The organism is Clostridium sp. 10cd*, from assembly GCF_044336395.1.
In the GTDB taxonomy this organism is placed as follows: Bacteria; Bacillota_I; Bacilli_A; order Erysipelotrichales; family Erysipelotrichaceae; genus Clostridium_AQ; species Clostridium_AQ innocuum.
In genome coordinates, this window is record NZ_CP172347.1 from 796,548 (window position 1) to 809,369 (window position 12,822).

General features: G+C 32.1%; 13 protein-coding genes and 2 pseudogenes. All 15 read left to right on the top strand.

Annotated elements, in window-relative coordinates:
- Nucleotides 1-4: 4 nt before the first annotated feature.
- The 15 genes and pseudogenes from ACG3M1_RS04035 to ACG3M1_RS04105 all read left to right on the top strand — a co-directional run bounded on the left by ACG3M1_RS04035 (nt 5) and on the right by ACG3M1_RS04105 (nt 12,479).
- Nucleotides 5-1,411, top strand: a complete 1,407-nt coding sequence (locus ACG3M1_RS04035; protein ID WP_257366423.1) for a radical SAM protein — start codon at nt 5-7, stop codon at nt 1,409-1,411.
- Nucleotides 1,408-2,439, top strand: a complete 1,032-nt coding sequence (locus tag ACG3M1_RS04040; protein WP_257335834.1) for a hypothetical protein — start codon at nt 1,408-1,410, stop codon at nt 2,437-2,439. Before ACG3M1_RS04035 ends, ACG3M1_RS04040 begins: the two co-directional genes overlap by 4 nt.
- Nucleotides 2,439-2,696, top strand: a complete 258-nt coding sequence (locus tag ACG3M1_RS04045; RefSeq protein WP_395814962.1) for a hypothetical protein — start codon at nt 2,439-2,441, stop codon at nt 2,694-2,696. The genes ACG3M1_RS04040 and ACG3M1_RS04045 overlap by 1 nt, the downstream gene beginning before the upstream one ends.
- A 285-nt stretch (nt 2,697-2,981) precedes the next feature.
- Entirely contained in the window at nt 2,982-4,337 is a 1,356-nt protein-coding gene (locus ACG3M1_RS04050) for a hypothetical protein (protein WP_257335836.1), read from the top strand.
- On the top strand, nt 4,337-6,052 hold the full coding sequence (locus tag ACG3M1_RS04055) for an ABC transporter ATP-binding protein/permease (protein WP_257335837.1): 1,716 nt from the start codon (nt 4,337-4,339) through the stop codon (nt 6,050-6,052). Before ACG3M1_RS04050 ends, ACG3M1_RS04055 begins: the two co-directional genes overlap by 1 nt.
- 40 nt (nt 6,053-6,092) lie before the next feature.
- Complete coding sequence (locus ACG3M1_RS04060) at nt 6,093-6,995, top strand: ABC transporter ATP-binding protein (RefSeq protein ID WP_257335840.1); 903 nt, start codon at nt 6,093-6,095, stop codon at nt 6,993-6,995.
- Nucleotides 6,992-8,098, top strand: a complete 1,107-nt coding sequence (locus ACG3M1_RS04065) for an ABC transporter permease subunit (RefSeq protein ID WP_257335841.1) — start codon at nt 6,992-6,994, stop codon at nt 8,096-8,098. The genes ACG3M1_RS04060 and ACG3M1_RS04065 overlap by 4 nt, the downstream gene beginning before the upstream one ends.
- A 580-nt stretch (nt 8,099-8,678) precedes the next feature.
- Nucleotides 8,679-8,936 carry a transposase gene (locus tag ACG3M1_RS04070; protein ID WP_395815417.1) on the top strand — a complete coding sequence of 86 codons (258 nt, stop codon included), beginning with the start codon at nt 8,679-8,681 and terminating at the stop codon, nt 8,934-8,936.
- 285 nt (nt 8,937-9,221) lie between these two features.
- Nucleotides 9,222-9,530 (top strand): annotated as a pseudogene (locus ACG3M1_RS04075) (PTS sugar transporter subunit IIA); the annotation flags it as partial.
- 157 nt (nt 9,531-9,687) lie between these two features.
- A pseudogene (locus ACG3M1_RS04080) lies at nt 9,688-9,879 on the top strand (PRD domain-containing protein); the annotation flags it as partial.
- A complete protein-coding gene (locus tag ACG3M1_RS04085; RefSeq protein ID WP_395815420.1) occupies nt 9,859-10,281 on the top strand; it encodes a PRD domain-containing protein in 423 nt (140 codons plus the stop codon). The pseudogene ACG3M1_RS04080 and the gene ACG3M1_RS04085, both read left to right, overlap by 21 nt.
- A gap of 55 nt (nt 10,282-10,336) precedes the next feature.
- Complete coding sequence (locus tag ACG3M1_RS04090) at nt 10,337-10,591, top strand: PTS transporter subunit EIIB (protein WP_257335842.1); 255 nt, start codon at nt 10,337-10,339, stop codon at nt 10,589-10,591.
- Between the two features lie 109 nt (nt 10,592-10,700).
- A complete protein-coding gene (locus ACG3M1_RS04095) occupies nt 10,701-11,180 on the top strand; it encodes a PTS transporter subunit EIIC (protein WP_395815423.1) in 480 nt (159 codons plus the stop codon).
- A 111-nt stretch (nt 11,181-11,291) separates the two neighbouring features.
- Nucleotides 11,292-11,483 carry a hypothetical protein gene (locus ACG3M1_RS04100; protein WP_257335844.1) on the top strand — a complete coding sequence of 64 codons (192 nt, stop codon included), beginning with the start codon at nt 11,292-11,294 and terminating at the stop codon, nt 11,481-11,483.
- A gap of 129 nt (nt 11,484-11,612) precedes the next feature.
- Complete coding sequence (locus ACG3M1_RS04105) at nt 11,613-12,479, top strand: IS1595 family transposase (RefSeq protein WP_257335845.1); 867 nt, start codon at nt 11,613-11,615, stop codon at nt 12,477-12,479.
- The last annotated feature ends 343 nt before the right edge of the window (nt 12,480-12,822 follow it).

The following is a 12,822-nucleotide window of genomic DNA, read 5'->3' on the forward strand; positions in this document are numbered from 1 at the left end:
GGACATGAAAAATAATATATGGCATTTATACAGAACTCGTTTGTATTCGTATGTTTATGATGCTAATATAAATCAAGCTGAGAGAATTAGTAATGATTTATTTGATGCATTATTAAAAAACGAAATTCCAAATACTGATGAGTTTTTTTCTTTAAAGGAAAAAGGTTTTTTTCAGGATGTTAGAGTGAAGAAATTGGAACAACCATTAACAAAATATCTTGGCATATTGCAGGATAGACACTTAACGCATTTGATTCTACAAGTAACGAGAAATTGTAACTTGCGTTGCTCATATTGTCCATTTTCGCAAGAAAATAATAAAACAAGAAAGCATGAAAGTATAAATATGCCTTGGGAAACAGCAAAAGCGTGTATTGATTATTTCTATGAGCATTCAGTCGATGCAGATCGGGTAGATCTTTCATTTTATGGTGGAGAGCCTCTTTGCAATTTTGACCTAATCGAGAAATCTACTAAATATTTTGATCATTTATTTTGCGGGAAATACAAAACATATTCTATGACAATAAATGCTACTTTATTAAATAAAAAAAATCTTGAGTTCTTGGATAAATTTGAATTTAAATTAATGATAAGTTTGGACGGGAATAAAAAAACAAATGATAAAAATAGAAAATTTAATAATATTGATAAAAGTGTGTACGATAATATTATTAAGAATCTCAAAATTATAAAAAATGAATTTCCAAATTTATTTGAGAATACCACATTAAATATTGTTATTGATCCTACGGAGAATTTAGATGAATATATTAAATTATTTCAAGAAAATGAGTTTTTAAATGAGATTAGTGTTCGCTCTGCTGAGATAGAAGATGTTTTTATGGATGATAAATTAAAAGCCAGTGAAGACTACATACAAAAACGTAATTATTATGATTTTTTGATTTTAGAAGATGTATTAGGCTATGTAGATATGGAAGACGAATTACATATGTTTGAATTAAATAAAACGGATATTTTAAAGGTCATGTCACAATTATGCAGAATGGATCCATTACCTGAAATCGATCTACCTTCTGGTCCATGCTTACCTGGTTGTAATAAATTATTTGTAGATGTTTATGGAAAATTTTATGCTTGTGAAAAGTATAGTGAAAATTTGGACGATGCAATCATCGGTAACATAAAAGATGGCTTAGATTTAGAAAAATCAAGCAAAGTATTTAATTGTGCTTCAGCAATGAAAGAGGATTGTTTGAATTGTTTTGCTTTCAGAGAATGTAAATCATGTTTCAAAGACGCAATAGAAGGTTTCGATAACATGAGCTCAAAGAAACAAAGGTGTCGTATTATTAAAACAGACTGGCATAGAGCATTAATTACATACTCTTTTATTAATGAGCTAGTTAGTGGAGAATATAAAAGGAAAGAGAGTATAAGGTTATGAAAAAGACTATAATATTCCCTTATTCTAAAAATGATTTTGGTTTCTGTTTAGAATATACTAGAAGAAATTTTGACACAATTATTGCTTCGTTTATGGGTACTTCTTTTATTGGAAAAGATTTAGGCTATAGTGTAAATAGAGGAAAAATTGGAATTTTGATAAAAGATATTTATGATGTAAAAGATATAGCAGATGAAATAATCATTTTAGATAATAAGCTATCACAACAAAATGTGAATCTACTAAAGGAAATAGTATTAAATTTGTCACCTCATATAAAAGTTAGCTCATATATTAATTTGAATGTGAATGTTGACAATTACAGTTACTTGAAAGTGAATGATTTTCCTAAGTTCAAAGATTTAGGATATTATTATCCCAATATCCCTATAGTCTTTGTAAATAATTTAGTGCCATCAGATGATAGTGAATTAATTGTTTTTCAACTAAAAAATATTTTGATGAGAAAAGGTATAAAAGTTGCTTCTCTTATGAAAAGATGTAATTGTAAGGTTCTTGATAGTTGGATAATTCCAGAATCATTTTATAATAGAAAATATCCACCTGAACAAGCAATTTTTATGTTGAATCAATATATTCGTAAAATCATAGAATCTGATTTGCCTGAAATTTTAATAATAGAGCTTAATGATGGGTTACTGCGTTATAATGATGAAATTATGAATTCATTTGGTGTTTATAACTATATGATTTATGAATCAGTAAACCCGGATTATAATATTATAAATCTACCAATACAACATTTAGAGGAAAATTTTATAAGCGAATTAAACAATTATTTACAAAGAAAATATGAATCACCAATAGATGCTATACATGTTTCAAATGCGCTAAAAGTAAATTCTGGGGATTTCACTTATGATTTCATAGATATAACATTGAGAATTCCTTCCAACGAAATTGCAGAAGAAGTCGAAAAATTAAAAAGTGATACGAAAATAGGTGATTTTGAAAACGAATCTTATATTGAATTAATTGTTGATGAAATGTTTAAAAGGTGGTCATGATGGATAAAATCGAAGAAATAGTAGCAAATGAAATATTCATGCTAACTAGGCTAAGAATAAAATTTATATATCAACATAAAGATGATTTTCTTACAAGCACACATATTGGATTGTCGCCTTTAGATATGGTGGATTTATTATCAAAGATAGAGGATTTGTTTTTAATAAAATTTGAAAAAAGTGATTTGAATAATTATGGCGTATCGTCATTCAAAAAGCTAGTTGAGGTTGTGAAAAGAAAATTAGATAGTAGGTGAAGACATTTTGTTATCACTACTTATAGAAAGAAGGGAGGTGATTTAGATGTCTTTTAAGAAAACTCAAAAATCAGTTATGACCATTGAATCAAGTACAAGAAGTGCACGTTGTGCATGTAAAAGAAATTGCAGATGCACAGTCACAATGTATACGAACAACTATAACGAATCTTATAGAGTTACGATGCAAATGAGTACAGGTTCTGGTGGACCTGACTGGGCTTAACAAGTAAGTGAGGAGACTGGCAAGTCTCTTCACTTTTACATAAGGAGGGAAGATTCTTTATGTCCATATACAATATCAAAAAAGAAGGAGTTCTGGCCATATTAATATTCATTTTATTTATTTCTTACAGTCAGCTATACAAATTAAAGGAAACAGCAGAGCTTCAGAAAAGTGAAATCAACGTCATTCAGACATATGAAAGTGTCATGCCTTCATTTCAGGAAGTGTCCATGCACATCATAAATAAAGAAGAAAGAGAGAAAATTAAAACATCTCTTATTGAATTTCAAACCTATGCTGATGAAGCAAAGAAAGCTTTGACAAAAAAAGATTTTCAGACCTATACGCATAATATGACAAAATTATGTTTGTTAAGTGCTTTGTACCGCTTTGAACTTTATACAGCAAGTGGACTTAGTGGTAGCATTTCTGAAACTGATCTAATGAATGATAAAATAAATATGGAACATATGTTAGAACAATATGATATGACATCATCTTCATATTCCTTCTTGGTCAAAACTGATTTATACGGGAATCCTGAAAGCGTCATACAGGAATTTAGCGGCATTGTTAGAAGAGCACAGATGTATATGCTTTATCATGAACATAATCTAGTTCCAATGTCTTCTGCATCCTACGGCGCTATGTCCTCGATTTATCTTATTTATGAAAATTTATCGAGTGTTTTGTTGATTGTACTGAGCGCACTGATATGCATGGATATGATATTCTATGATAAGCAATCTGGCACCCTGAAATTGCTTTTAACACAGCCAAAGAAGCGCTGTTATTATTTGAAAAGACTTTGCTTTCAATATTTCAATAAGATCGCGGTTCTATTTCTTTTGCCTCTGTTTTCTGTATTTCTAATTACTGGAGTATCTAGTACCTTTGCAGATGTGAATGCACCTGTACTTGCATATGAAAAAGGATTTATGAGTTTTAAAGGACTTGATAATAATATAAAGAAAACAAATTACATTTATAATGAAGAAAAAGAAATTTATTTTTTTAATACAAGAATATCACCATTAAATCCTGGAGATATGGAGCCACAGCCTGACATGGGAATTATGCCGTTTTGGAAGGTGATATTGGCATGTACTCTGTTCTCCGCAGTATTACTTATGTTTTATGTTGTACTACATTTGTTTTTTCACATTCTATTGACGAATCCTATAGCCGCAGCCTCTACAGGTCTTTTGATTTCCTTTGTACTTGCTTTTCTATCACCACCGGAAACAGCTACCGCTATTTATAATCTGATAAATCCTATTACGAGCCGTAATCCAATATATGCAGTAACAGGATATATTGGCTTCTCTTTTCTATGGTCAATCATTGTCTTGATAGTCTCAATATTTGTATTATTTATAATTAGTTGTTGGTTGTTTAAAAGAAAGGATATATAATGTATAAAATTAGAATTTTGCTGAAATGGCTTAGAATAGGTGTTAAAATAAGCCGCAGATACTTTATATATAATATGATTGACTCTGTTATTCAGGTGCTTTTTAGCATTTTTGATATATATTTATTAAAAATCATATTAGATGGGCTAATAGTAGGTGATTTATACTATATTATGAAATTGATTGTTACATTTTTTTTATTCAATTGTGTTTTGCAGACAATATCAAACTATATAAATAACTTGATCATACCTATAGAAAAAACTAAATTGCAAAAAGAAATCGTCATGATAATATATAAAAGTTCAATTTGTAAAAAACTATCAGATTATGATGATCCAATACTATATAACGAATTTTACTTTATACTGAATTATGGCATGAATAATGTGATGATATATTTTGAAAACATGTATTCTTTGATTCGTCAAATACTAACGATATTATTATTGACAAGCTTTGTTATATATTATGATTCAATTGTTTTGATATTGTTAATTGTATGTTTAGCTTTGATTACAATTATTAATTATAAGTTATCAAAAGTGTATTATACAACAGATTTGCAAATATCGGAAGTAGATAGAAACATTGATTATATTAATAGAATAATGTATCTTCGTGAGTATGCAATGGAATTACGAATATACAATATATTTTCAAAATTCAAAGGGATATATTATACAGAAAATTGTAGGCGTATAAATATTCAAAGTTCAGCAGGTAATAAAACTTCTTTTTTGAAATCATTACAAGATTCTGTACAATTACTTTTTCAAGGTGTAATCATTTTATATTTAGCAAGAGAAACAGTTTTACAAACTATCCTAGTCAGTGATTTTATTGTTTTATATAACAGTATTATGGAGATTGAAAATAATTTAAATAATGTTATACAAACTATTCCTAAATTTTATGAGAATTCACTGTATCTTGTGGATGTCGATAATTTTATCAAAGAGGTTTCAAGCGATAGTATAGAGGATTTGTTTAATATAAATGAAATACAATTGAAGAATGTTTGCTTTAGATATAATAAAAATCAACCTTTTACATTGGTGGATATAAATATGTCATTAAAAAAAGGGAGTAAAGTTGCACTTGTTGGTGAAAATGGTGCAGGAAAAAGCACTTTAGGAAAAATTTTATGTGGTTTATATGATATTTCATCTGGATTTATAAATATAGAAACCATGAAATTAAGGAAAAGGAGCTCAGTAGTTTTTCAAGATTATCAGATATATGCATTATCAATAATAGATAATATTTTTCTGAAGCAAGTACCATATGATGAGAATGATATAAGATATGCATGGGAATTGTTGAAAAAAGTTGGATTAATAGATAAAGTAAAGAAATTAGAGAATCAACTAGAAACTGTTTTGAGTACAGAATTTGATGATGAGGGTATCATGTTATCTAGAGGTGAGTTACAAAGAATAGTCTTAGCAAGGGCTATAGCCAAGACTGCTGATATATTGATATTAGACGAACCATCAAGTGCATTTGATACTATAGGTCAAGTAGAACTACTGAGTTTATTCAATGAAATAAGCTTTGATAAAATATTTGTATTAATCACGCATAATCTTGAATACATGCCTGATATGGATTATATATATTTAATGGAAAATGGTACAGTGATAGCGGAAGGAAATCATGAATCACTTATGAAAAAAAGTAAGAAATATGGCGATTTATATAGGCGTGCTTGATTTAACATAAATTTTAATAGTATTAAGGAGGTCATTAAAAATGCACTATATAGTTGATGTTCAACATGTGACGAAATATTATGGGAAAGTAAAGGTGTTGGATGACGTAAGTTTCGCGATAAAAGAAAAGGAAATCATCGGCTTGATTGGTCCTAATGGTGCTGGAAAATCGACTTTGATGAAGTGTATGAATAGCCTTGTCTCTTTTCAGAAAGGCGATATTTTTATAGAAGGCTATTCTATAAAAAATGATCGAGAAAAAGCACTTTCAGTACAATCTTCATTAATAGAAGCTCCTGGAATGTATTCAGAAATGACTGGGGAACAGAATCTGAAATTTTTCGCAGGCCTTAGGAAAACAGAAACTGAACATTTTGAGAAGGTTAAGGAATTTACTGGATTGCAAAAGGATTTGAAGAAAAAAAGCGGGCAATACTCTCTTGGCATGAAACAACGGCTTGGATTAGGAATCGCACTACTCGCGAAACCGCGGTTTTTGATATTGGATGAGCCAATGAATGGATTAGATCCAGATGGGGTAATGCTGTTGCGAAATAATTTAAGAAAGCTAGTAGAGGAGCATAATATGAGTATATTGATTTCTTCTCATCAATTAGGAGAAATAGAAAAAATTGCAACAGGCATCATTTGTATCGACCGGGGAAAAATCATAAAAACGCATGATACTATGCTACAGCGAAAGCAATATATATTAGAAACAACAGAATCGAAAAAATTATGCGAGCTTTTCACGCAACAGCAAGATGGGGGAACATGTAATAGAATAAATGATGAGCATGTCTGTGTGGAATTTCTAACCGTAGATGGACTGCAAAGACTTTTAACAGCAGCAAGCGGTGCTGGTATTATGATCACAGAGGTTCAGCAAAAGGTGATTGACATGGAAGAATATTACCAGAAGGTATTTCGGAGAGCCTTATGAAGGTATATTTTATTCAAGAATTAAAACGTGTCTTGTCCCGCAGATATACGTTTTATATCCTTATGGCGATGCTGATTTTTCTGTTACTTCACATACCCTATAATCATGCACAGGCAAAAAACTATATGCAGAAGGAAAGAAATCAGGCATATGCAGATGCCTATCTTATTTACAGTGCCTTAGACAATGCTGTAATTGACGGTGACAAGCAAGAAGAGGATTTCTATCAGAAAGAATATGAAGATTACTATATGTTAATGCAATTCTATGATTCTAAGGAATATACTGAACATTTGAATCAAAAACTACAACTACAGGATGATATTTATAAACGTGAAATTACTTGGCTAAAAAAGAAACAGGACTTCCCTCTTTCCTATGAGTTGAAGGAATTGCAAAAGCAGGGTGGTTGGACCTCTTATATGTTAAATAATGAAATTTCACCTTATGCGACACCTTATGAAAATCAAAGCGCTAATTTTTTCTTTCTGTTTCTGAATAACAATGTTTCCTTGATGATATTTACTCTAATCGCTTTAAGCATTGTTCCGATGATTGTATGTAAGGATTTTGAAGAAGGCGTATTCAAGCAAATTTACACGTATTCGATATCTAGAGAACGTATTTTGCTTTCCAAACTACTTGTTATCATCATACTAATATTTTGTTTCCTCTTAATATCTTTTGGAAGTATAATAGTATTGACTTGGTTACTTTATGGAGGAGGATCGCTTGTCTATCCTTATAGTGTTGCAGAGGATACTTTAATTAGTGCAGGAGGCTATTTTTTAACAAATTTACCTCTTTATTTATTTACATTGCTTTTTTTGACTATTCTGATTTTCATGTTTTCTTATTTATGCCGAAAGCAAGTGGATACCTGTATTTACTTTGGACTTCTGATGGCGTTATTTTATGTATGTATGGAAAATCAGATTTTTATTGATTTGCAATTATGGATACCATGTTTTTATCTACAAGGCAGTTTGGTGGTGGGTAGAGTATTTAATATAGATTTACAACAAGCAGTGTTGTTATGTGTTTTATACAGTATTGGGATGCTAGTTGGTCTTTGTGTTTGGTTCCGCAAAATAGATATTTGAATAGGGAAAAGATTTTCATGAAAGGATAAAAAAATATGTTGAAATATTTCAAATACAGGTGATAAAACAAATAAGAGAAAAATTACGCATATAGATGTTTACTTTGATTTAAACATAAATTTGAAGTCTTTACTTCCCTATATAATTTTGATTTGTATAAGTTGTATGTGTTTTATAGTGTAATTTCGTATGTAAAAAATGAATGATAAATAAAAGCGAAAAGAGGAAAACAAAAAAGAAATGGTACCATATTTTGCGATAAACATCATATCAACGGAATTAAGTAATAAGAGCAACAAAAAATTACGACCAATCACAATAAAAGCCTTTATTTAAAGGCTTTTAATGACATTTTGGTACACCACCGCTATAATATAAGTGACCAAACAAATAAAAGTGAGGTGTTCCTTGCGTTATCTATCTTACCACAGTTAAGCTTTTCTGACTATACCCAATTTACTTCTGATTTTGAATATCTCGGAGGTCTTCAGGATCTTGTCAATGTTTTGAGCAACATCCCTGAGAAGGACTTATATCTCTACTCGAACGTAAATGCAGCAACGGAGGAGATGACTATCCAATCGATGTGATGTGGAAACTATACCTTGCACATCGGTTTTTCGGGCACGGGACTGTAGCGTCTTTACGTAGAGAATTGAATAGAAACCCTTCACTCCGACGTGTATGCGGTTTAGAAAACTGCAAAGGAAAGAATACGGTCTCCTCAGATCGCGTATTTACGAACTTCAAAAAATTGTTGATAGATTGTCGGGATGAAAGAATGAATATTTTCAATCATATATGTATGAGAACATATCGGATTTCGGTAAAGAAATAGCGGCAAATGGGGAAATCATAGAAACTTATGCAGGGTGCAAGTATAAGGGAGACAAGAAAGATATCGATGGAAGAACAGATGCTGATGCAAAGTATGTTAGTAGAATGTAAGCGTAATTAATGAGAGTCACTCCTCGGAGGCTTCACCAGCGATTCATTATTGGCTAATTAGCATAATAGTAACCTGGATGATGTGCAAAAGAGGAGTTTTTTTATCATCATCCAAAAAGTAGGATGAACGTGTTTTCAATATTTCAAAAGAAGAAAAGAAGTCTCATTAACTTCATGTACAAATGGAGCTCAAATTCCTCAGCGCGAGGTAAAAGATGATGTATTTGCATCTAATATGATGGGTGAAGGTGTTGCCTTTGCATTACAGGATGATGTTATTTATGCTCCCTGTAATGGTTTGATCACTTTGATTCCTGCATCCTTGCATGCAATCGGTATACAGGCAGAAAACGGCGCTGAAATTTTGATCCATGTTGGACTTGATACTGTTTCATTAGAGGGAAAAGGATTTCAGCTCTTGATAAAACAGGGTGATAAGATTAAATGCGGTGATTCTTTGCTGCGTGTGGACCTTATACACTAAATGATTTGGATGTGATCCAGCAAACGTATTATGGTGTCAATGAAATGTATGTCAATTTACTGAATTAAATTCCGGATGAAATCTTCAAAGTATCTTCCATAATCGTGGAACAATTCAGAAATAATATCGATACAACAATCAGCTCCAATCTGTCTTTACCCTTGCAGATCATATCAATTTTGCGATAGAACGTGAAAAGAAACATCTGGTGATTGAGAATCCTTTACAATATGAAATCAGACATTTGTATGAAGATGTCTATGATATCAGTGTTTTTGCAGTAAAACTGATTAAGAAACAGCTTCATATCAATTTACCAAAAGCAGAAATCAGCAACATAGCCCTGCATCTGATTAATGCCGAAACATTGGAATCCAATATTCCCGAATCCGATCATGAAGAAGAACTGCAGGAAGAAATCACACAGATCATCGGTGAATATTTCCATATCTATATCGATAAAAACAGTGTATCATATTCCCGTTTCGTATCACACATGAAATATCTGATGAAACGAGAGAATATACAATCACAGTTATCATCTGATACTGAACAGGTATATCAGACGGTAATCGAACAATATCCGGATACGTATGCATGTGTCAGGAAAATTCGTGCTTATTTACAGAATGAATACGAATTAGCATTGAATGATGAAGAAATCTTATATTTGGTTTTACATGTCAATCGACTATGTGTCAGAGAGGATTGCTACCGAAAGGGCATCACCCCAGCACAGGAGAAGAAATAAGTGAGCAACTTATATTTTCTGTTGGCTGGGGCTTATTTTAAAAAGGAGAAAATTTATGGCAAAGAAAAATAAATATGAAGAATTATGTAATTCCATCATAGGGGTGATTGGTGGGAAAAGCAATGTAGCATTTTTTACCCACTGTGTCACAAGACTTCGTTTCAATATAAAGGATCAGGGACTGGCAAATATTGAAGAGATCAAACAAATGCTCGGTATGATTGATGCGCAATGGTCGAATGATCAATTACAGATTATCATCGGACAGGCTGTCGGTAGATGTATACAAAATGATTTGCGAAGCTTATGAATTCAATGATGCTTACACTCCGGATGCTGATCAGAAACAACAGAAACAAAAGTTTCATACAGAACTGATTTTGGATGGTATTATCTGATGTCTTGCACCGCTTTTACCGATTATGATCGGTGCCAGTATGTTCAAAACTGTTGTTCTCTTATTGGAAATGCTCGAAATCGTTTCCACAGAAAGCAGTACGTATCTGATTTTGAATTTTGTCGGAGATGCTGGTTTCTATTTTATGCCTGTATTTATTGGTGCGACTGCCGCAAAGAAGTTTGGAGCAAATTTGGGATTGGGTATGCTCATGGGTGCGATGCTATTACATCCTAATTTCATGAATGCAATTGCGGAAGGAACCTCTTTTGATCTATTTGGACTTCCTGTTTATCCGGCGAGTTATGCAAGCTCTATCTTCCCGGTAATTCTAACAGTATTTGTGATGTCTTATATTGAAAAATTTATCGCAAAGCATTCACCAGATGCTTTACGCTCAATTCTGAAGCCTCTTTTAACCATCATTTTTATGGTGCGTTATCTATGTGTATCATCAGCCCTGTTGGTGCAATCATTTGTGAGTATTTTGCCAGCATCGTGATGTGGCTATATGATACAACAGGATTTTTAGGTATCGGTAGCTTAACTGCAATCATTCCATTCGTAATAATGTCCGGTTATGCACATGGCTTTGAATTCAGGCGCATTCCAAATGCTGGAAACGATTGGATATGATCCAATCGTAATGCCTGTTATGGTACTGAATAATCTGAATCAGGGGGCAGCATGCCTTGCAGTTGCGGTAAAAAGAAAGAGCAAAGAAGTACGATCTCTTGCGTTATCCTGTGCAATTACCGTCATAATCGACGGTGTCAGTGAACCTGCAATTATGGGATCAGTTTAAAGTATAAAATTGCATTTAATTATTATGTTGTTACATAAATGATGTAAGAATAGGGTATATACTATGTCCATCGAGGAGATGATGGATATGGAATAAGCAAATAAAGAAAAAATGGATGTAAGACAATGTATGGAAGAATTAATGGAGCGATATTCATTTGATGATGTTAAAGAGCTCTTTAATGCATTAAACAACGATATATTGAAAAGAGAGTTATATAAGCACATGGTTGAAGATCTACATGATGGTATACTAACCTGTCCAAAATGTGGAGGTCAGCATGTCCATAAGAATGGAAAAACAGAGAAAGGCCTGCAAAGATACAAATGCAGCTGCAATAAAACGTTTATTTTACGACATAATACGTTAATGTTCTATAGCCGCTTATCTTGTGAACAGTGGAAGATGATGATTAGCAGTACATTGAATAATGATTCCCTGAAAACAATGGCTGCTTTGACTGGCATCAGTGTAACATCTGCATTTTATTGTCGTCATAAGATTCTTTATGTCCTCGTTCAAATCATGAATGAGGACATTCTTTCAGATGAGGCAGAACTGGATGAAACCTATTTGACGTATGAACAAGAGGGCTATATTCGAACTGGAAAAAAAGGAATCAGTGAAGATAAAATCGCTATAGCATGTGCAGTGGATGTCCATGATAATATCGTGCTTGCAGTAGCTGATCGGGGCAGACCTAAATCTAAAACACTAATAGAGATATTTGATAAAACAATATCTCATGGAATGAAAATCGTATCAGACAGCCAGAGAAGTTATCATCCCTTAATGAAGCACCTTGATGCAGACTGGAAAAAGATTCCCTCACGCATAAAGGAAATTGAGGGATATACATTTGATAGAATCAACAATCTGCATGAGAAAATCAAAGCTTTTTTTCGTGGAAAACGAAATGTAAAAACTCATTATCTACAAGGATATCTAGCATTGTTTCAGTATCGAAGAAAGAATCCGATGTATATGAGTGACTAGGTAGTCCGAAGTATCTTTTCCCGTTTAAACTGCATAGAAACTGCACTGAGAAACAAGGATATATGCAGTGGTGTTAATGTTTATCGGACTTTTTATGATTTTTAAGCAACATAATAATTAAATGCAGCTTATAGTAAAAAATACAAACAATGATTTTTCAAATGGTTGCTGTTTCTCATTCATCTCATACTGTAAACAGGAAGTCCCTGTTCACTAATGCATAGAAACGATTCTAAATACATCTAAAGGAACAATACTGGATTGCTATCTGGTAAAAGAATTAAGCAGTTATACTTTTTGATAGATGATAACATCACTTGAAAATAAAAACTTTTTATTTAAT